This is a genomic window from Streptomyces sp. NPDC020192 (assembly GCF_044388685.1).
Lineage (GTDB): Bacteria > Actinomycetota > Actinomycetes > Streptomycetales > Streptomycetaceae > Streptomyces.
In genome coordinates this window covers 171,823-190,800 of the sequence record NZ_JBIRXG010000006.1, presented here as the reverse complement: position 1 = coordinate 190,800, position 18,978 = coordinate 171,823, and the positions used below count along the sequence as shown (strand labels likewise).

The following is an 18,978-nucleotide window of genomic DNA, read 5'->3' as shown; positions in this document are numbered from 1 at the left end:
ACCGCCCGGGAAAAGCTGAGCAACGCTGATCAAGGCTTACCAACGCAACATGCCGCAGCCGCTCCGGCAACCTGCCGACGAGCCCGGCTCGTGCTGTGCCAGAAAGGGCGCTTCGTGGCCGATTCCGGCAACCCCAACGAGAACATCCCGTCCGCCGACGCCGGCGTGAACGCCGAGGCCACCGCCTCGGCGTCGTACGACGCCAGCGCCATCACCGTGCTCGAAGGGCTGGACGCGGTCCGCAAGCGACCCGGTATGTACATCGGTTCCACCGGTGAGCGCGGTCTGCACCACCTGGTGTACGAGGTCGTCGACAACTCGGTCGACGAGGCGCTGGCCGGTTACGCGGACACCATCGACGTGACGATCCTCGCCGACGGTGGCGTGCGTGTCGTCGACAACGGCCGTGGCATCCCCGTCGGCATCGTGGCGTCCGAGGGCAAGCCCGCGGTCGAGGTCGTGCTGACCGTGCTGCACGCGGGCGGCAAGTTCGGCGGCGGCGGCTACGCGGTCTCCGGCGGTCTGCACGGCGTCGGTGTCTCCGTCGTGAACGCCCTGTCGACCAAGGTGTCGGTCGAGATCAGGACGGACGGCCACCGCTGGACGCAGGACTACAAGCTCGGCGTCCCGACGGCCCCGCTCGACCAGCACGAGGCGACGGACGAGACCGGCACCTCGGTCACCTTCTGGGCCGACCCGGACATCTTCGAGACCACCGAGTACTCCTTCGAGACGCTGTCCCGGCGCTTCCAGGAGATGGCCTTCCTCAACAAGGGCCTGACCCTCAGGCTCACCGACGAGCGTGAGTCGGCGAAGGCCACCAGCGGTGCGGACGAGGCGGGTGCGGACGAGAAGGCCGAGGTCAAGACCGTCACGTACTACTACGAGGGCGGCATCGTCGACTTCGTGAAGTACCTCAACTCCCGCAAGGGAGAGGCGGTCCACAGCACCGTCATCGACCTGGAGGCCGAGGACAAGGACAAGAGCCTGTCCCTCGAGGTCGCGATGCAGTGGAACAGCGGCTACAGCGAGGGTGTGTACTCGTTCGCGAACATCATCCACACCCACGAGGGCGGTACCCACGAAGAGGGTTTCCGGGCCGCGCTGACGTCGCTGATCAACAAGTACGCGCGTGACAAGAAGCTGCTGCGTGAGAAGGACGACAACCTCACCGGTGACGACATCCGTGAGGGTCTGACCGCGATCATCTCGGTCAAGCTGAGCGAGCCGCAGTTCGAGGGCCAGACGAAGACCAAGCTGGGCAACACGGAGGCCAAGACCTTCGTGCAGAAGGCGGTCTACGAGCACCTCAACGACTGGCTGGACCGCAATCCGGTCGAGGCCGCGGACATCGTCCGCAAGGGCATCCAGGCGGCCACCGCGCGCGTGGCGGCCCGCAAGGCCCGTGACCTGACGCGTCGCAAGGGCCTGCTGGAGTCGGCGTCGCTGCCGGGCAAGCTGTCCGACTGCCAGTCGAACGACCCCACCAAGTGCGAGATCTTCATCGTCGAGGGTGACTCCGCCGGCGGCTCGGCCAAGTCCGGCCGCAACCCGCAGTACCAGGCGATCCTCCCGATCCGCGGCAAGATCCTGAACGTGGAGAAGGCCAGGATCGACAAGATCCTGCAGAACCAGGAGATCCAGGCACTGATCTCGGCCTTCGGTACGGGTGTGCACGAGGACTTCGACATCGAGAAGCTCCGCTATCACAAGATCATCCTGATGGCGGACGCCGACGTCGACGGCCAGCACATCAACACCCTGCTGCTGACCTTCCTGTTCCGCTTCATGCGGCCGCTGGTCGAGGCCGGGCACGTGTACCTCTCCCGTCCCCCGCTGTACAAGATCAAGTGGGGCCGGGACGACGTGGAGTACGCGTACTCGGACCGCGAGCGTGACGCGCTGCTGGAGATGGGCCGTCAGCGTGGCAAGCGCGTCCGCGAGGACTCGATCCAGCGCTTCAAGGGTCTCGGCGAGATGAACGCCGAGGAGCTGCGCGTGACCACGATGGACCAGGAGCACCGGGTCCTCGGCCAGGTCACCCTCGACGACGCCGCCCAGGCCGACGACCTGTTCTCGGTCCTCATGGGCGAGGACGTGGAGGCCCGCCGCCAGTTCATCCAGCGCAACGCCAAGGACGTCCGCTTCCTCGACATCTGAGTCGGTCTCAGCTGACCGCACCAGGAAGGATCCTCACCAGCAATGGCCGACGAGAACACCCCCACGACGCCTGAAGAGGGCGGCGAACTCGCGATGCGCGTAGAGCCCGTCGGGCTCGAGACGGAGATGCAGCGCTCGTACCTCGACTACGCGATGTCCGTCATCGTCTCGCGTGCGCTGCCCGACGTCCGGGACGGTCTCAAGCCCGTGCACCGGCGCGTGCTGTACGCGATGTACGACGGTGGCTACCGTCCCGAGCGCGGCTTCTACAAGTGCGCCCGTGTCGTCGGTGACGTCATGGGCAACTACCACCCCCACGGCGACAGTTCGATCTACGACGCCCTGGTCCGCCTCGCCCAGCCGTGGTCGATGCGGATGCCGCTGGTGGACTCCAACGGCAACTTCGGCTCTCCGGGCAACGACCCGGCGGCCGCCATGCGCTACACCGAGTGCAAGATGGCGCCGCTGTCGATGGAGATGGTCCGCGACATCGACGAGGAGACCGTCGACTTCACGGACAACTACGACGGCCGCTCCCAGGAGCCGACCGTCCTGCCCTCCCGCTTCCCGAACCTGCTGATCAACGGCTCGGCCGGTATCGCGGTCGGTATGGCGACCAACATCCCGCCGCACAACCTGCGCGAGGTCGCGGCCGGCGCCCAGTGGTACCTGGAGAACCCGGAGGCGTCCCACGAGGAGCTGCTGGACGCGCTGATCGAGCGCATCAAGGGCCCGGACTTCCCGACCGGCGCCCTGGTGGTCGGCCGCAAGGGCATCGAGGAGGCGTACCGCACCGGGCGCGGCTCCATCACGATGCGCGCGGTGGTCGAGGTCGAGGAGATCCAGAACCGCCAGTGCCTGGTCGTCACCGAGCTGCCGTACCAGGTCAACCCGGACAACCTGGCGCAGAAGATCGCCGACCTGGTGAAGGACGGCAAGATCGGCGGCATCGCGGACGTCCGCGACGAGACCAGCTCCCGGACCGGCCAGCGGCTCGTCATCGTCCTGAAGCGGGACGCGGTCGCCAAGGTCGTGCTGAACAACCTGTACAAGCACACCGACCTGCAGACGAACTTCGGCGCGAACATGCTGGCGCTGGTCGACGGCGTGCCGCGCACCCTGTCCCTGGACGCGTTCATCCGGCACTGGGTGACGCACCAGATCGAGGTCGTCGTCCGCCGTACGCGCTTCCGGCTGCGCAAGGCCGAGGAGCGCGCGCACATCCTGCGCGGTCTGCTGAAGGCTCTGGACGCCATCGACGAGGTCATCGCGCTGATCCGGCGCAGTGAGACCGTCGAGATCGCGCGCACGGGCCTGATGGGCCTGCTGGAGATCGACGAGATCCAGGCGAACGCGATCCTGGAGATGCAGCTGCGGCGCCTCGCGGCCCTGGAGCGGCAGAAGATCGTCCAGGAGCACGACGAACTCCAGGCGAAGATCACCGAGTACAACGCGATCCTCGCCTCGCCGGTCCGCCAGCGCGGCATCGTCAGCGAGGAACTCACCGCGATCGTCGAGAAGTACGGCGACGACCGCAAGACCATGCTGGTGCCCTACGACGGCGACATGTCCATCGAGGACCTGATCGCCGAGGAGGACATCGTCGTCACCGTCTCGCGCGGCGGCTACGTCAAGCGGACGAAGACGGACGACTACCGGGCGCAGAAGCGCGGCGGCAAGGGCGTGCGCGGTACGAAGCTGAAGGAAGACGACATCGTCGACCACTTCTTCGTCTCCACCACGCACCACTGGCTGCTGTTCTTCACCAACAAGGGCCGGGTGTACCGGGCGAAGGCGTACGAGCTGCCCGAGGCCGGCCGGGACGCGCGCGGCCAGCACGTGGCGAACCTGCTCGCCTTCCAGCCGGACGAGGCGATCGCCGAGATCCTCGCCATCCGTGACTACGAGGCGGCGCCGTACCTGGTGCTGGCCACCAAGTCCGGCTTGGTCAAGAAGACGCCTCTGAAGGATTACGATTCGCCCCGCTCCGGCGGTGTGATCGCGATCAACCTGCGGGAGCGCGAGGACGGTTCGGACGACGAACTGATCGGTGCCGAGCTGGTCTCGGCCGATGACGATCTCCTTCTGATCAGCAAGAAGGCACAGTCGATCCGGTTCACCGCCACCGACGACTCCCTGCGTCCGATGGGCCGCGCCACCTCCGGTGTCAAGGGCATGAGTTTCCGTGAGGGCGACGAGCTTCTCTCGATGAATGTCGTTCGACCCGGTACGTTCGTGTTCACTGCCACGGACGGCGGGTACGCGAAGCGGACCGCCGTCGACGAGTACCGCGTCCAGGGTCGCGGCGGCCTCGGTATCAAGGCCGCCAAGATCGTGGAGGACCGCGGTTCGCTCGTCGGTGCGCTGGTCGTCGAGGAGACCGATGAGATCCTCGCGATCACGCTCTCGGGCGGTGTGATTCGTACGCGAGTCAACGAGGTCAGGGAGACGGGCCGTGACACCATGGGCGTCCAACTGATCAACCTGGGCAAGCGCGATGCCGTGGTCGGTATCGCACGTAACGCCGAGGCGGGGCGCGAGGCGGAGGAGGTCGATGGCGAGGACGCCGTCGACGAGACCGCCGAGGGTGCCGCGACCGCCGGCACGGACGAGGGTGAGTCGCCCTCGGCCGAGTAGCACGAGGAGTGAGTCATCGTGAGCGGAGCCACGGGCGCCGGATCGGCCGGTACCTCCACGGGTACGGAAACGGACGGCGGCGGCCGTGGCTCCGCCGCGCGCGGGGGGCGTGCGGGGAGTGCCAGTGGTGCCGGCGACCCGCACACGACCAACCTGAAGCCGGTGAAGGTGTCCGAGAAGGATTCCTCCGGCACGTCTGCACCCCAGGGGGGAACAGTGACGGACACCCGAGGCCCGGCCCCGGCCGGCGAGGCGCAGGCGTCGTCGCCGCTGCCCGGTGAGCGGAGCCCCGAGCAGCCCGCCGGGCCGTACCACCCGCCGCAGGCCTATCCGGCGCAGGCGCCCGCCGGTGCCGTACGCCGGCCGCGTACGGGGGTGCGGACGACGCCGCGGACCCGCAAGGCGCGGCTGCGGGTGGCCAAGGCCGATCCGTGGTCGGTGATGAAGGTCAGCTTCCTGCTCTCCATCGCGCTCGGCATCTGCACGGTCGTGGCCTCGGCGGTGCTGTGGATGGTCCTGGACGCGATGGGCGTCTTCTCGACGGTGGGCGGCACGATCTCGGAGGCCACGGGGTCGAACGAGGCGAACGGCTTCGACCTGCAGTCGTTCCTGTCCCTCCCCCACGTCCTGACGTTCACGACGATCATCGCGGTCATCGACGTGGTCCTGGCCACCGCGCTCGCGACGCTCGGCGCGTTCATCTACAACCTCTCCGCGGGCTTCGTGGGCGGCATCGAGCTGACCCTGGCAGAGGACGAATGAGGTCCTCCGGGCGCCTCGCGGGTCCCTGACCTGACGGTCCCCCGACAACGGATTTTGGGACTGGCGTGGTCGTGCGCTAATCTTCAGGAGTCAGCGCGCGGGACACACACCGCACAGCGCGGCGGGGCTATAGCTCAGTTGGTTAGAGCGCATCCCTGATAAGGATGAGGCCACAGGTTCAAATCCTGTTAGCCCCACCAGCGAGAAGACCCCCAGGCGATCAAGCCTGGGGGTCTTTGACATCTGCGGCTGACATCAACGGCCGTGAATTGCGACGGTCAGCCGATGAGCGGGTCCTCCAGGAGTTCGGCGAGCATCCCGACAGCTTCCCTGAGGGCGAGCAGGGTGCCGCAGGTGTGCCGGGCGGGCCGAACCGTGATCCGGCGAACGCCGGCGCGCTTCACAAGCCGCTCGAAGGTCCGGGAGAAACCGACCGGATCGATCAGGCCGCCGTGCTCCGACGAGAAGATCAGGTCATGGTCCGGCGCCTGCGACCAGTGCTCACCGGCGATCTTTCGTTCCAGGCGCGGCATGGCTCCACCGCACATTCCCTGCGACTCTCCCGGCTGCGCTCGCGCGGGAGCGCCCCGCGGCGCGTGGCTGCGGGGCGCCTTGTGGGGTTCAGTCGATCTTCTGCCCGTCGTACGTACCGCCCTTGCAGGTGTTGTCCGTCAGATCGGCCGTTCCGCCGCCCTGCTTGCACTGAGAAGGGGTGACGTAGGACGGGGCGCCCTGTGCGGTGGCGGCGGTGGCTGCGGCGGCGCCTGTGAGGCCGAGTCCGGCGAGGGCTGCCGTGGCGATGGCGGCGGCGAGGATTCGTCGAATGCGCATGTGGTTCCCCTTTCACGGATTGCCTCGGTTGGGGCCACTAGCCAGCTTGATCTTCACCCATGTGGGTGGCACGTGATGTTGCGCCATTCGGGTGACAGTGCTGTTGGGTGCGGGGGCGGTGACGCGACCCGTCGAAGGACCCGGTCTACCTGATCAACCTCCAACACGAGGACCCGTGGGTTCGCGTTCTTGGTCGTCAGCTTTGCCACGGCATGCAGGGTCAACCAGCCGTGCCCCTCGAGACTCCGGGATGGGCGGGGCGACGTATGCGAGTGCCGGCACATCGTGATACGGCGTCATCTGAGGGCGTCCGGCCCGTGCCGCGCGCTCGCCGCCTCGGCTGTGAAAATCACTGTCCGATTGTCGGAACACGGTGATAGAGAGTCCATGTGACAACGACACTTACGTTCCCCGTTCTGTTGCGACTGATCGATGAACGGTCGAGCGCCTTCCGCGCCGCTGTCGCCTCCGCGCCCAGCCTCGAGGTACAGGTGCCGACCTGCCCCGAGTGGACGCTGTTCGATCTGGCGCAGCACATCGGCGAGGGGCGCCGCGCCTGGGCCGCGACCGTCGCCGCAGGGCCTGCTCCGGCCAAGTCCGCAGCGGAGGGCGCCCCGGCTGCGCCTCGGGAGCGCGAGGCCCTGCCGGCCTGGTTGGCCGCGTCGACGCAGGAGTTGCTGGACGCACTGCGGGAGGCCGGCCCGGATCGCGGTTGCTGGACGTGGTGGGGTGCGTCCCAGTCGCCGCAGACCTGTGGCGCCGTCGCCCGGCACCAGCTCCAGCAGATCGCGGTGCACACCTACGACGCCCAGGTCACTGTGGGTGCCCCGGAGCCGCTGCCGGACGAGGTGGCACTCGACGGTGTCGAGGAGTTCCTGTCCACCTGCGTCGCAACGACGAGTGCCTGGCCGCACAAGCCCACTGCCTTCGACTTCCACGCCACCGAGGGCCACTCCTGGCGCCTCACGGTCGACGGCGACGGCGCACGCTCCACCCGTATCTCCGCGCCCGGCACGACGCCTGTCGCCGCTGCCGACGAGGGCCCGAACGCGGCTGGCGTCTCCGTTCGCGGCACGGCCAGTGAGCTGGTTCTCTTCGTGTACGACCGTATCCCGGCGGACTCCCTGCAGATCGAGGGAGACGCAGGTTTGTTCGACCTGCTCCGCGCGTGGGACCCGGAGGAGTAGGACGGGTACTGAACGATCGACCAAGGCGCAAGGGCCGTTGGCCGACGTTGACAGACCCCTGTGATCGACCTGATAAGGATGAGGCCACAGGTTCAGATCCTGTTAGCCCCACAGCGAGAAAACCCCCGGCCCACAGGACCGGGGGTTTTGACACCAACGATCTGCCTGGACTCGGCGGCGTCCGTGAGAAGCCCCCTGACGAAGACCCCCGACCGATCATGGTTGGGGGTCTTCGCCGTCCACGACACCCACGGCCGGCATCAGCCGGGCGGGAACGAAAAGGCCCGACCGCTGGCGACGGGGGATGCACCAGCGATCGGGTTATGGCCAAGGGTAACAAGGTTGGGCGGCTTGCGGGGGCAAGTCGGCGGGGAATCGGGCAGGTTGGCCGATCAGCGACCGCACGGGGGGTCGTAGGAGAGGCGGGGGAGGTACTCGTGCCACTTCTGCGGGGTCAGGACGTTCCGGGTGATCGCGCAGATGTGGCTGATCGCCGCGTCGTCGTCCAGGCTCCACAGGCGGACCGTGTCGGTGCCGCTGGAGACGCCCAGGACGTTGCTCCGGGGGCTGAAGGACAGGAACGTTCCCGATCTGGCGTTGGGGCTCATCGACTGGCCGATGGGGGTCGCCGAGGACGGGTGGCGGACGTTCCAGATCCGGATCGTGTTGTCGTTGCCGCCGCTGGCCAGAATGTGCCCATGCGGGCTGAACGTCAGCAGCTTGACCGCCTCGGTGTGACCGGTGAGCGGTGCGCCCAGCTCGGTCGCCGAGGCGGGGTCGGCGACGTTCCACAGGCGGACGGTGTCGTCGTCGCTGCCGCTGGCCAGCACGTGCCCGTCCGGGCTGAAGGCGATCGCGTTGACGGGGCCGGAGTGCTTGGTGAGCCGGGCGAGCGCGGTCGCGTGGGCCGGGTCGGCGACGTTCCAGAGCCGGACCGTGCTGTCCGCGCTGCCGGAGGCGAGGGTGCGGCCGTCAGGGCTGAAGGTGATCGCGTTGACGTAGCCCCGGTGGCCCGTCAGCGGTCTGCCGAGCGCGGCGGGGTGCGCGGGGTCGGTGACGTCCCACAGCTGGATGGTGGTGTCGTCGTAGGCGGTGGCCAGCACGTGCCCGTCCGGGCTGAAGGCGAGCGTGCCGGGCCCCGCGAAGCGCGTCCGCAGGAGGATCGGCGATCGGGCGGCGACCGGATGGGACGGATCGCCGACGTTCCACAGATACACCTCGTGGTCGTAGGTGAGGACGGCGAGGAGACGGCCGTCGGGGGAGAACCGCAGCGCGCGATGGCCCGCGTCGCCCGCCATGAACGGCTTGCTCAGCAGCACCGGCCGGGCGGGCCGCCTCACGTCCCACAGCCGGAGTCTGCCGTCCCGCTCAGCCGTGCCCAGCACCCGCCCGTCCGGCCGGAACGCGCCGGTGCGGCCGATGAGGTCCGCGGTGGGCAGCGACCACAGGCGCACCTTGCTGTCACCGCTGCCGGTGGCGAGGGTCCTGCCGTCGGGGCTGAACCCCAGGGCGTACATCTCCCCGCTGCTGCCCGCGAGCGGCGAGCCTATCTGCGAGGCGGACGTCGGATCGGTCACGTTCCACAGGCTGGCCGTGCTGTCCGCGCTCGCGGCGGCGAGCCGGCCGCCGTCCGGGCTGAAGGCCACCGACCAGATCGGGCCGGTGTGCCCGGTCAGCGGTGAGCCGAGCGCGGACGGACGGGCCGGGTCGGTCACGTTCCACAGGCGGATCGTGTCGTCCGCGCTGCCGGAGGCGAGGGTGTGCCCGTCGGGGCTGAACGCCACCGAGTGCACCAGGTCGGTGTGACCCTTCAGCGCCGTGCCGTACTGCTTCGGCCGGCGCGGGTCGGCCACGTTCCACAGCAGGATCGTGGCGTCGTCACCGCTCGCCGCGAGCGTGCGCCCGTCGGGGCTGAAGGCCACGCAGCGTACGGCGGCGGTGTGGCCGGTGAGGGCGCCGAGCTGCCGCGGGTGCCGCGGGTCGGCCATGTTCCACAGCCGTACCGTGTGGTCCTCGCCGGCGGAGGCGAGCGTACGGCCGTCCGGGCTGAAGGCGATCAGATAGATCGTGCCCCTGTGCCCGGCCAGGGGTGCGCCGAGGGGCACCGGACGGGCGCGGTCGGTGACGTCCCACAGCCGGATCGTGCCGTCGTCCCCGGCGCTCGCGAGGGTGTGCCCGTCCGGGCTGAAGACCGCGCTGCTCACCCAGCTGGTGTGCCCGGTCAGCGGCTTGCCGAGGGGCTTCGGGCGGTTCGGGTCGGCCACGTTCCACAGCCGGACCGTGCGGTCGTAGCTGGCCGTGGCCAGGGTCTTGCCGTCGGGGCTGAAGGAGGTGAGGTAGACGGCGCCGGTGTGGCCGGACAGCGGGGTGGCCAGCGGGGCGTTCACGATCGAGATCAGCCTGCTGTACGTGCCCTCGTCACCCGGGCGCAGCCGGTGCGCGACCAGGTCCAGCTGGGCGGCGAGGGACGGATCCGTGTGCTGGACCCGGTCGGCCTCGGCGAGCACCTGCTCGAAGACGGCGTCGTCCCGCTGCTGCCAGGCGATCACGGCCGACCCGCCGGCCACCAGGGCCAGCACCACCAGTGCGGCCACCGCGGCCCGGCTCAGCAGCACCGTGCGCCGGCGCAGCCGGACCGCGGCGGCCAGGAACTCCACCGCACTACGGGTCAGGAAGGTGTCGCCCGCCGACCTGGCCCAGCCGCGGGCCTGCTCCAGCCGGGAGCCCCGGTACAGCAGCGAGCTGTCCCGGCCGGAGTCCTCCCAGGCCCGGCCGTCCTCCTCCAGCCGCTGGCGCAGCAGATGGTCGTTGCGGTTGTCGTCGATCCAGTGCCGCAGCCGCGGCCAGGCGTGCAGCAGCGCCTCGTGGGTGATCTCCACGGTGTCCGCGTCCAGGGTCACCAGCCGGGCCCGCACCAGCGCCTCGAGCGACTCCTCCGTCTTGCCGGGGTCCGCCGACTCCGCCGCGAGCTGGCGCCGGGTGCCGCGCCGGCGCGTGGCCTGGGTGTCCTCGCCGAGGCGGACCAGGCGCAGCAGGAGCAGCCGGGCCGCCGTCCGGGCCGCGGGGTCGAGCCCGGACCAGGCGCGCTCGGCGGTCGCCGCGACCGCGCCCTGGATGCCGCCGGCCGCGCGGTAGCCGGCCAGGGTCAGCTTTCCGGCCTTCCGGCGCTGCCAGGTGGCGAGCAGGGCGTGGGACAGCAGCGGGAGCACGCCCGCGTCGTGCGCCCCGCGCGGGCCGTCGGCGCTCACCTCGCGCACGATCAGTTCGGCGAGCCCCGGCTCCAGCTCCAGCCCCACCGCCTTGGCCGGGCCGGTCACCGCCTCGCGCAGCTCGGTGCTGGTCAGCGGGCCGAGCACCATGTGCCGGTGCTGGAGGGCGTCGGCGAGTTCCGGGTAGCCGAGGCACTGCTCGTAGAAGTCGGCGCGGATGCCGAGCACGACGACGACCGGCGCGGGGCCGTCCGTACCGGCGGCCGGGGTGCAGACGGCGTGCAGCAGCTGGATGAAGGTACGGCGGTCCGCCTCGTCGGGGCAGAGGGTGAACGCCTCCTCGAACTGGTCGACGATGACGACCGGGCGGGACCGGGGCGCGGGGGCCTGGCCGCCGACGGGCGTGCCGAGACGCGCGAGGCGGAGGTCGCCGCGCGTCTCACGGCCCACGAGCCGGCCGTCGGCGGATGCCTCACGGTGGGGCGGCCGGCTGTCGGCGGGCTTGCTCCCGGCGGGTGCGTGGCGGTTGGGCGACGGGGCGTCGGCGGGCTTCGGCTCGGTGGGTGCCAGGTCGCCGTTCGTGGGTCGGCTTTCGACGGTGGCCGTCTCCCGGTGTGCCCACGCCGTGACCGCCTCGCGGGCCGCCCGGGCGAGGCGGGGGGCGTCGGAGCCGGGTACGGCGGGGTTCCGGGTCGCCTGGCGCTCGGCCTCGCGTGCGTCGGCGGCGACCGGACCCAGCTCGGGTATCCGGCGGACCAGCTCGCCCAGCGGATCGGCGCCCGGCACCAGCTGGAGCACGGGGCCCTCCCCCGGACTTCGTCCGGGGGAGCCCCCATCTCGCTGCGCTCGCCCGGGCCGGTCCTGCGCCAGGCAGCCGCCGCGGACCGCGGGCACCAGACCGGCGTTGAGGAGGGAGGACTTGCCCGCTCCGGAGGCGCCCACCAGCATCACCAGGCCGCCGGTGCGCTCGGTGGCCCGCAGCTGGTCGACGAGCGCGCTCGTGCTGCGCTCGCGGCCGAAGAACCAGCGGGCGTCCTCCTGCCGGTACGGGGCCAGTCCCCGGTAGGGGCACACGCCACCGGCGACGGACGGGGCCTGGGCCGCCGGCCGCTGGTCCTCCTCGTCGGGCGGTGCGGGCCGGTCGCCGACCGGGTCGGCCAGCGCGCGCTCCCACAGCCGCTGCCAGTGCGCGAGGTCGTACAGGCCGGCGGAGACCGGACCGGGCCGCAGCCGGCGCGCCTCCGGGATCAGGATGTGCAGCACCGCCGCGAGGGCGGTGAACTGGGCCGGAACGTTTCTGGCACGGCGCCAGTCACTGATCCGCTGCGCGGACACCCGCACCGGCCGCCCGCGCTCGTCGACCCGCTGCAGCCGTACGACCGCCTCGGCGACGCTCTTGAGGGGAGGGTTTCCGGCCTCCTTGTACAGCAGCGCGAGGCGCTCGGCGAAAGCTGTGCGTGCCCCTGAGTCGGAACTCAAGGCCCCTCCCCTTTTCTTTCCCCCCGTATCTGGACGTCCGGACCGGAAAACTCACCTTATACGCCTGACCTGCGAATAAGCACTGGACCGGAGACCGGAACCTCCTCGTCGGCGGCAACAGATGGCAGGATCCGGACCCGGTAGTGGACCCGTCACACACCGTCCGGACAGGCCAACGGCCTGGTGCTCGAACCGACAGACCGTGTCGTCGAACGATCTCGGCCAACTTCCACCGGGGGTGGGCGAGCGGGCTCCGCAGCAGGGAGCGGCTGCGAGAACGTCGCGTGATGTCGCGACCACTTCGGCAGCCGACTCCCCTTCAGCGACCCGTGACGAGCCGACGCGTCACGGGCCGACAGCCCCGCACCGCTCGGCACCGGTCCCCACGAGGGGAGGGACCGGTGCCGAGCGGGCGGCGGACTCATACCTGGCTCATACAGGACTCATCCGTCAACTTTTCGCCAGGATGCGCTCATTTCCGCTCAGATCCAGCCCGTTGCGGGTACCTGGCTATCTGACGTGCCGTCAGTTACGGTACGGGCCGGTCGGCCGTTCCCGAAGGGGTGAGTGTCATGGAGAAGGCGGAGAAGCGTCCCCCGTGCCCGCCCGGCGCTCCGCGCTGGGTCGCGCTGTTCCACCAGTCGGCGCAGGACTCCTGGACGGTGGGCGCCGAGTCCCCGGACCGGGCTCCCGTGCTCTACGCCGTCGCGGACATGACCCGGACCGTGCGGGCGCGCGGCGAGGAGGCGACCGTCGCCCTGTGGGGGCCCGAGAACGGCGCCTGGCATCTCTACGACACCCCGGCCACCGCCGAGGCGCCCGCCGGCTCGGCCGACGTACCCGCACCGGCCGCCGAACCGGAAAGGCTCGCGGAACGCATGACGGACCGCCGGCACCAGGTGCTGATGGCCGCCCTGGGCAAGGCGGGCCTGTACGACCTGGGCCCCGAGGACGACGAGGCGGTCCGGGCGCTGGCCGACCTGCTGGACGAGCCCACGGTCCGCCGGGTGGCCCACTGGCTCTCGGCCGCGGGCGGACAGCGGTAGGGCGACGGGGCTGGTTCGGCGCGCGGTTCGTGGGGCAGTGACGTCCTGGAAGTCATCACACGACTGGAGGACGCATGAAGGTCTCCGTCGACCGCGCCCTGTGTTACGGCTCCGCCGAGTGCGCGCACCGGGCACCGGCCGTGTTCGCGTTCGAGGACGGGTACGGCGTCGTACGGCCCGGCCGCGCGGAATCCGGCGGCGACCCGGAGGTCCGGGAAGCGGCCGAGAAGTGCCCGTCGCAGGCGATCGTGCTCAGGGAACAGGCGGAGTAGACACGCCGGACGGCGCCGGTGGGTAGACCCAGCCGAAGTCCGCCAGCGCCCGCGCCCTGGCCTCCGCCACCGCCGTCCGCGCCGCGCGTTCGGCGGGGTCGACATGCGACGCCTGGCCCGTGACCTGGCCCTCCCACTTGCGGTACAGCAGGCCGGCCTCCGCCGAGAACCAGCCGCGGCTCACCGCGTTCAGCGCCAGCAGCAGGCCCGTGTCCTCGGAGGCGGGCAGGGCCATCCAGCCGCCCAGGGCGGTCAGCAGGTCCCGGCGGACGCACAGGGACGCCGGGTGGACCGGCGGGCGGAAGTCGTGGCGTTTCCAGTGGTCGAGCACGGCACCGCGTTCGAGCGGGCCGTCGTCCGGATCGCCGGGAAAGCCCAGCGTGGAGCCGTCGGGCAGCAGGTCCAGGACCCGGGAGGTGGTCCAGCCGAGGGTGCGGTCGGCCTCCAGTACGGCCACGTCACGCGCCAGCGCGCCCGGGGTGAGCCGGTCGTCGGCGTCCAGGACCTTGACGTACTCGCCCTCGGCGCGCGCCAGCGCGATCGTCCGGGCGACCCCGGGCCCGCCCGCCCGGCCCTGCCGGAAGCTGACGCGCGTGTCGTCGGGGACGTGGGGGCGGACCTCGTCCGTCGTACCGTCCTGCTGGATCACCCAGTCCCACTCCCAGCCGTCGGGGAGCCGCTGTGCGCCCAGTGACGCGTAAGCGTCGGGCAGGAACGGCGCGGACGGGCCGTGGACCGCGGTGACAACGGTGACGCGCCGTATCACGGCAGCACTCACCACCCTTCCGGCTGCAACGCCTTGAACAACGCGAGACCCCCGGCCGAGCCCGGCCGGGGGTCGTTCCGTGTCGACTGATGGTACGCAAGTCGCCTTTTCGTCGAGACGGCTGCGGCGGTGCGGAGCGGGCGGGTATCAGCAGTCGAGGGAGGCCGACGAGGGGTGGTCGAGTGCGGCCGTGCTCTCCGCTTCCGTGTCGGGGGTCCGGTGCCGGCAGCTGGGGGTCTTGCCGTGGGCCTCGGCCCGGATCCGCTGCTTCATCGTGGGGGGCAGGGCCCTGGCATGGGACCAGGCCCAGTGGCGTGGCGCCGGGATCGTCGGAGCGGTCCGCTCCGCGCCGTCCGTGCTCGGGGTCTCGGTCCGGGGCGCGGCCGTCGCGGTCGTGGCGGTCGCGGCGGCGACGAGTCCGAGCGCCGTGCACAGCGCGAGGAAGGCGGTGACGATGGCGGTCCACAGCTTCATGACCTTGTTCTGGGCCATGGCCCCTCACTTTCGGGTTGGGCGATTTGCGTACTTTCCTCATGATGTGTATGCGGGTCGCGAAGTGGGGGACCGACGCCCGTGGCGCGTCGATGTTCCGATGAACACCACCCGGATGGCGGCAAGCGGGTCGGAAAACCCCGCAAAGCAGGTGAGGACGAGCGAAGAGGGAGCAAAGTAACCGTCCGTGCGGGTGTGATCACCCTCCGATCGGATCGGCCCCGGACCTGCCGTATCGCGCTGCTGGAGGCGGGAGTTGAGCTCCGGCGCAGGTCACCGTTCGGTATCGGCCGGTGTGTATAGTCGGGCGCCAGAGGTCCCCTACGTCAAGGAAAGACGAGGTCGCGCGGTGAAGAAGCTGCTCCTGGTCGCACTGGCCGCCATCGGCGGGCTCCTCGTGTACCGCCAGATCCAGGCGGATCGCGCCGAGCAGGATCTGTGGACGGAGGCGACTGACTCCGTGCCCACGGGTTCGTGAGTGCCGATACCAGAATCTGAACAGACCCCGGCTGCCCGAGCGGCCGGGGTTCTGCGTTTGCGGGGGCGCGCGGGGTGGGTTAGGCGTCGCACGGGGCCGACGGGCCGTCGTACGGATCCCGTCGGACGGTGCCGGGTGTTTCGGACGGCCGTACGCGTTCCCCGGATGGCACAGGGGTGCGCGGGGCAGGATGGGCACGGTCCGGTACGGCGGTGACATCACGGCGGGCGACGAGGCGGGCGACGACAGGGAGGCCGGCACGTGCGGGGGCGAGGGCTGAGACGGCGTACGGCGTGGTGGTCGGCCCTGCTGCTGCCGGGGCTCTGCGCCCTGGTCACGCTGCCCGGCACCCCGGCGGCCGCCGCCGGCGGCGACGAGCCGTACGCCTTCGCGCCCGGCGCCCGTACGGTCGCGGGCGGGGACGCCACCGCGGACGCCGGGCGGCTGGAGGCCGGCCGGGTCTACCGCAGTTCCCTGCCGGGCGACGGCAGGCTCTACTACCGGCTCCGGCTGACGGCCGCGGACACGGCGTACGTCCCCGTCACCGCCGTACCGCCCGCGAACGCGACCGTCGCCAGCACCGACGGCATCAGCGTGACGGTCCAGGACGCGCACGGCACGCGCTGCTCCTACGCCGACGCCCGCCTCGGCGCCGGACTCAGCCCGCGCCCCGTCACCGCGCTCGGGCAGCGCGAGACCGGCCACTCGATGTGCCGGGGCGGCGGCACGTACTACGTGACCGTCCAGCGCCTCGGCACCGGGGGCGCCGCCTCGGCAGGGCCCTGGGACCTGGAGATCGCGCCCGCCACGGAACCGCGCCCGGCACGCGCCGGGGCCACCACCGCGCCGGAGACCTGGGACTCCGCCACACCCGAGCCGCTCGACGGGACCCCGGCACAGCGCACCGGCGGCGCCGGCTTCGCCTCCGCCCGCCCGCTGGGCCAGGGGGTCTGGCGCACCGAGCTGACACCCGGCGAGACACGGTTCTACAAGGTGCCGCTCGACTGGGGCCGGCAGCTGGCGGCCTCCGCCGAGCTGGGCGACGCCGCAGGGCACGGCTACGTCGGCGGCGCCCTGACCCTCTCCCTCCACAACCCCGTCCGCGGCCTCGTCGAGGACACCGTCCTCGGCTACACCGGCACCCGCAAGCCCGCCGTGCTCGCCCCCGTCCCGCCGGTGGAGTACGCCAACCGCTACGCCGTCCCCGCCGCGGTGACCTCCGTCCGCTTCGCCGGCGACTACTACCTGGTGCTGCACCTCAGCGAGCAGCTGACCGGGACGTTCGGGCGGGGGCCGTTCCCCGTGACCCTGCGGGTCCGGGTGGCCGGGCATGCCCACGCGGGGCCGGAGTACGCCGGCCGGCCCGTACCCGTGGACCTCTTCACGGTCACGGACGAGGACCGGGCGGCCGCGCTCACCGGGAGCGGCGGGGGCAGCGGGGGCCCGACGGGCACCGGGGGCGGCGGCGACCCGGTCATGAAGCTGGTCGCGGCCGGCGGCATCGGCCTGGGCACACTGCTCCTGCTGGTGCTCGGCGCGTGGACCCTGGCGGCCCGCCGGCCTCAGACCCGGGCCAGCGCCCAGAAACCCACCGCGTAGCAGGCCAGCGCCAGTAGCAGGATCGGTATCACGGCCTTGGCGGGCGGCCCGGGCCTGCGCTGCCGACGCGCCCGGCGGCCGCGACGGCCGTGGGCCGGGACGGGGGGAACAGGCAGGGCTGGGGGCTGCGGGTCCCGGGTGGTGTACGAGGCGGTGAGGGACGGCTCGCCCGGGACCGGACCGGCGTGCCAGGGGGCCAGGGGATGGGGCGTGGGGGACGGGAGCCGGGCGGGTGGATAGGCGGGCGGGGGCGGATCCGCCGGCGTGTGGGGGGAGACGTACGGCTCGGGGGCGGGGGCGGGGGCGGGGGTGGGGATGGGAGTGGGGGTGGAGGTGCCCTGGGGTGGCGGCAGCCGGAAGCTTCCGGTGTCGGAGAGGGAGCCGGTGCCTGTCGCTTCGCCACCCGCGTCCGTGTCCGCCGTATCCGCTGTATCCGCTCCCGGGACCAGCTCCCCGGCCACCCCGGAGGCCAGGGCGAGGGGGCCGTCCGGGCCGAACCCCGCGGGCAGCGGGCCGAGTTGGTCGAAGATCTCGATCAGCTCGTCGTCGAGGTCGGACTCCGGCAGGAGTTCCGTGGCGGAGGCGAGCGCCTTGCGCGCACCCGTGGCGGTGCGGAAGCGGGCGGCCGGGTCGGGCTGGAGCAGGCCCGCGACGACCTGCCAGAGCGGTTCGGGGACGCCCTTGGGCGGGCCGGGCGTGCCGTGCTCGGCGAAGTACTGCACGAGCGCCTTGGCGTCCGGCTTGGCGCCTTCGAGGAGATACAGGGCGACCAGGCCCACGGCGAACAGGTCGGCCGGGAAGTCGGGTTCGGCGCCGAGCAGCTGCTCGGGGGCGAGGTAACCGGGCGTGCCCACCACGAGGTTGGTCTCCGTCAGGCGGGGTTCGCCGAGCCGCATGGCGATGCCGAAATCGGACAGCCGCAGCCGGGGGCGGCCGGTGCCGGTGGCTTCGAGGAGGAGGTTGGCGGGCTTGATGTCCCGGTGGATGACGCCCTCCTCGTGGACGGCGCCGAGGCCGGACAGGAGCTGGTCGAGCAGGGTGCACACGTACGGCGGCGGCAGGGGGCCGTAGTCGCCGACGAGGTGGACCAGCGAGCCACCGGCGACCAGGTCCATGGTGAACAGCACCTTGTCGTCGTCGGCGGCCCAGCTGGCCGGGGCGAGGACATGGGGGTGGTCGATGCGCAGGGCCTGCTCGCGCACGAAGCGCAGCAGGGAGTGGGCGTCGCGCTGCTGGAGCACCTTGGCGGCCACATAACGGCGTCGGCGGTGGTCCCAGGCACGCCATACGGCGCCCACGCCACCCCGTCCGATCGGGTCGGCCAGTTCGTACCGGCCGGCGAAGACCTCACCCATGGCAGCCCGCCGCTCCTCCCCCTAGCCCGCGATGTCCCCCGACCGCCAAGCCCCCCACTACCCTCGCTACCCCCCTGCCCCCTCAGTCACTCGGCCCCCACCGGTTTCTGTCTCTCCGAGGAGTCAGCTCTGGTGGGACTGGTAGTGGGCGACGGCGTCGGAGGTGCGGCCGGCGCCGTAGACGCGGAGGAACTCCGCCAGCTCGGGATGGGCCGGGGCGAGGCTGTTCGCTGCGTCGATGATGTCGCCGGCGGCGGCCACCGAGCGCAGCAGCGACTGGATCTCGCGGACCACCCGCTTGACGGTCGGCGCGCCCGAACCGCTCGTGGTGTGGGTGGTGTTGCTGAGCACGGAGCCCCCCTGCGACTTCTTGATCTCTTCCATGCGCTCGGTCGCCTCGGCGGCGCTGACGCTGCCGTCCGCCACCTGGGCCGCCAGCTCCTGCAGCAGCTGCACCCGCTGGACCACGGCGGGATTGCCGATCTTGGCCCGCTGGCCGCTCATCAGCTGCGAGAGCATCGGAGCGGACAGCCCGAGGACCGCCGCGAGACGGGCCTGATTGAGGCCGAGATCCTCGATGAGCTTACGGAAGAGCGCCCCCAGCGGCTCTCCGTACCAGTTCCGCTGCAGCTCCCGCGCTCTGGCGGTGGCTTCCTGCTGTGCGGCGTCCATTGCGTCTCCCCATCGCTTCCCCTGAAAACCGCG

General features: G+C 71.4%; 15 protein-coding genes and 1 tRNA gene. 9 read left to right on the top strand and 7 right to left on the bottom strand.

The window, feature by feature from the left end; genetic code table 11:
- Positions 1–90 precede the first annotated feature (90 nt).
- From gyrB to ACH47Z_RS14530, 4 genes are all read left to right on the top strand, one after another.
- Entirely contained in the window at positions 91–2,160 is a 2,070-nt protein-coding gene (gyrB, locus tag ACH47Z_RS14545) for a DNA topoisomerase (ATP-hydrolyzing) subunit B (RefSeq protein WP_399073580.1), read from the top strand.
- A 42-nt stretch (positions 2,161–2,202) separates the two neighbouring features.
- Positions 2,203–4,797: a DNA gyrase subunit A gene (gene gyrA / locus ACH47Z_RS14540; protein WP_399073579.1), complete on the top strand. Its 2,595-nt coding sequence runs from the start codon at positions 2,203–2,205 to the stop codon at positions 4,795–4,797.
- Positions 4,798–4,815: 18 nt separating this feature from the next.
- Positions 4,816–5,559, top strand: coding sequence for a DUF3566 domain-containing protein (locus tag ACH47Z_RS14535; RefSeq protein ID WP_399073578.1), 744 nt, complete (start codon positions 4,816–4,818; stop codon positions 5,557–5,559).
- Between the two features lie 123 nt (positions 5,560–5,682).
- A tRNA-Ile gene (locus ACH47Z_RS14530) sits at positions 5,683–5,759 on the top strand.
- Positions 5,760–5,837: 78 nt separating this feature from the next.
- Here ACH47Z_RS14530 and ACH47Z_RS14525 read toward each other — a convergent pair.
- A complete protein-coding gene (locus tag ACH47Z_RS14525; RefSeq protein ID WP_399073577.1) occupies positions 5,838–6,092 on the bottom strand; it encodes a tyrosine-type recombinase/integrase in 255 nt (84 codons plus the stop codon).
- A gap of 88 nt (positions 6,093–6,180) precedes the next feature.
- The gene (locus ACH47Z_RS14520; protein ID WP_399073576.1) at positions 6,181–6,390 is read right to left on the bottom strand and encodes a hypothetical protein; all 210 of its coding nucleotides are present in this window, start codon (positions 6,388–6,390) and stop codon (positions 6,181–6,183) included.
- A 389-nt stretch (positions 6,391–6,779) separates the two neighbouring features.
- Between ACH47Z_RS14520 and ACH47Z_RS14515 the strand changes: the two genes are divergently transcribed.
- Complete coding sequence (locus ACH47Z_RS14515) at positions 6,780–7,577, top strand: maleylpyruvate isomerase family mycothiol-dependent enzyme (protein ID WP_399073575.1); 798 nt, start codon at positions 6,780–6,782, stop codon at positions 7,575–7,577.
- Positions 7,578–7,969: 392 nt separating this feature from the next.
- Here the strand turns inward: ACH47Z_RS14515 and ACH47Z_RS14510 are convergent, their stop codons facing one another.
- Positions 7,970–12,265 (bottom strand): hypothetical protein, encoded by a 4,296-nt coding sequence (locus tag ACH47Z_RS14510; protein WP_399073574.1) that lies wholly within the window; start codon positions 12,263–12,265, stop codon positions 7,970–7,972.
- A gap of 572 nt (positions 12,266–12,837) precedes the next feature.
- On the opposite strand from ACH47Z_RS14510, the gene ACH47Z_RS14505 reads away from it, so the two are divergent.
- Together ACH47Z_RS14505 and ACH47Z_RS14500 are read left to right on the top strand one after the other, a co-directional pair.
- On the top strand, positions 12,838–13,311 hold the full coding sequence (locus tag ACH47Z_RS14505) for a hypothetical protein (RefSeq protein ID WP_399073573.1): 474 nt from the start codon (positions 12,838–12,840) through the stop codon (positions 13,309–13,311).
- 74 nt (positions 13,312–13,385) lie between these two features.
- Positions 13,386–13,583, top strand: coding sequence for a ferredoxin (locus tag ACH47Z_RS14500; protein ID WP_399073572.1), 198 nt, complete (start codon positions 13,386–13,388; stop codon positions 13,581–13,583).
- On the opposite strand, the gene ACH47Z_RS14495 is transcribed toward ACH47Z_RS14500, so the two are convergent.
- On the bottom strand, positions 13,564–14,361 hold the full coding sequence (locus tag ACH47Z_RS14495; RefSeq protein ID WP_399073571.1) for a glycosyltransferase family 2 protein: 798 nt from the start codon (positions 14,359–14,361) through the stop codon (positions 13,564–13,566). The genes ACH47Z_RS14500 and ACH47Z_RS14495 overlap by 20 nt on opposite strands.
- 135 nt (positions 14,362–14,496) lie before the next feature.
- Positions 14,497–14,841 (bottom strand): DUF6344 domain-containing protein, encoded by a 345-nt coding sequence (locus ACH47Z_RS14490; protein ID WP_399073570.1) that lies wholly within the window; start codon positions 14,839–14,841, stop codon positions 14,497–14,499.
- 349 nt (positions 14,842–15,190) lie between these two features.
- Here ACH47Z_RS14490 and ACH47Z_RS14485 point away from each other — a divergent pair, with 349 nt between their 5' ends.
- Both ACH47Z_RS14485 and ACH47Z_RS14480 read left to right on the top strand, forming a co-directional pair.
- On the top strand, positions 15,191–15,319 hold the full coding sequence (locus ACH47Z_RS14485) for a DLW-39 family protein (RefSeq protein ID WP_003999697.1): 129 nt from the start codon (positions 15,191–15,193) through the stop codon (positions 15,317–15,319).
- A gap of 261 nt (positions 15,320–15,580) precedes the next feature.
- Positions 15,581–16,918, top strand: a complete 1,338-nt coding sequence (locus ACH47Z_RS14480) for a hypothetical protein (RefSeq protein WP_399073569.1) — start codon at positions 15,581–15,583, stop codon at positions 16,916–16,918.
- On the opposite strand, the gene ACH47Z_RS14475 is transcribed toward ACH47Z_RS14480, so the two are convergent.
- Both ACH47Z_RS14475 and ACH47Z_RS14470 read right to left on the bottom strand, forming a co-directional pair.
- Positions 16,882–18,273 (bottom strand): serine/threonine-protein kinase, encoded by a 1,392-nt coding sequence (locus ACH47Z_RS14475; RefSeq protein WP_399073568.1) that lies wholly within the window; start codon positions 18,271–18,273, stop codon positions 16,882–16,884. The genes ACH47Z_RS14480 and ACH47Z_RS14475 overlap by 37 nt on opposite strands.
- Before the next feature lie 123 nt (positions 18,274–18,396).
- Positions 18,397–18,945 carry a helix-turn-helix domain-containing protein gene (locus ACH47Z_RS14470; protein WP_399073567.1) on the bottom strand — a complete coding sequence of 183 codons (549 nt, stop codon included), beginning with the start codon at positions 18,943–18,945 and terminating at the stop codon, positions 18,397–18,399.
- Positions 18,946–18,978 lie beyond the last annotated feature (33 nt).